Raw genomic sequence first — 1273 nt, 5'->3', positions numbered from 1 at the left:
AATAAAGGTTTTGAAAACATCGCGAAACTTGCAGAAGGTGAAATAATTTATCAATTAAAAACTACAAAACAAAGTCGTTTATTAGGATTAAAAATAAATAATATCTTTTATATTATCGGTTTCGATCCTAAACATGAAATATATTGATTTATTTAGGTACTAAATTAATTCAAAATCAAGTTATTCAATTAAAAATAAGACTCTCAAATGAGAGTCTTACCCATTTACATAGCCACTTTCAAGGGGCTTTTTTTGTTAATGTGGGAAAGATTATGATATTGTTAATGTTTATATGGCGCTGAGAGGAAGCAAAAACTTTTCACAAGCCCTCATTAGAATTAATAACTTTATGAAAACCCAAGAATTTAAAACTTTAGTACACCAAGAAAAAGAGATAACGAAAACTACTACTAATCCTTGGCAACAACCATCTCCTCCTTTGAAACCAAAACAACCAATTGACGAACAAAAAATTAATAACAAAAAGCAACAATTATTTCAAGAAATTTCACCTTTATTCAACCAAATTCGTGATTATTATCATTATTTGTTAACCGCCAATGCCAATCGCAATAACGAAAGTCAACCAGGATTAACTTATTTAATTCAAAAACGAAAATTAACTCTAGAAACTATTAAAGAATTTAAACTAGGTTATGCCCCTTTATCTGATAAACCCTTATCTTTTCGCTTCCTCAATTACTGTCAAAAGCAAAAGATTAATCTGGATCAATTATTAGAATATGGTTTGATCAAAGCCAAAACTAGTCGCCAAGGGAAAAATATGTTAAACTATATAATATAAAGAATAGAAAGGAAATAAATATGAAAACATTACCAAAAACTAATAAAAAACAAATAAACGTTTTTGACGTTGCTGATTTTTTTCTAAAAAAAGACAAAAAAATTAATAAAACCAAAATTCAAAAGTTACTTTATTACTCGCAAGGTTATTATTTATCCAAATATAATAATGTTTTATTCCCGGAGACAATCGAGGCTTGGCCTTACGGCCCTGTTATTTCTGTTGTTTATGCGGAGGCCCTTAGACAAGAAATTCAACCATCTTTTAAATATTTTGATTTTTGTTCCAAAAAGAGTCATACACCCTTGACTGAGGAACAAAAAGAAGTTTTGAATCAGGTTTTTAATAAATTTGGTCACATGAAGGCTTCTGAACTCACCAAACAAACACATAACGAAGAACCTTGGAAAAAAACTTATGATCCTGAAAAATTATATTCTAGTTGTGTTATTAAACCGAATGTTTTAT

1 protein-coding gene and 1 pseudogene are annotated in these 1273 nt (G+C 28.8%); both read left to right on the top strand.

Features of this window, described 5'->3' with window-relative positions; all coding sequences use genetic code 11:
• Positions 1–259: 259 nt before the first annotated feature.
• Positions 260–781 (top strand): annotated as a pseudogene (locus OC698_RS03130) (toprim domain-containing protein); the annotation flags it as partial.
• A gap of 44 nt (positions 782–825) precedes the next feature.
• On the top strand, positions 826–1273 hold a 448-nt coding region (locus OC698_RS03125; protein ID WP_304513229.1), incomplete at its 3' end, for a Panacea domain-containing protein.

The sequence above is a fragment of the Candidatus Phytoplasma gossypii genome (assembly GCF_030586975.1).
Lineage (GTDB): Bacteria > Bacillota_I > Bacilli_A > Acholeplasmatales > Acholeplasmataceae > Phytoplasma > Phytoplasma citri.
The sequence above is the reverse complement of the archived record's forward strand: the minus strand, read 5'-3'. Positions and strand labels throughout refer to the sequence as shown.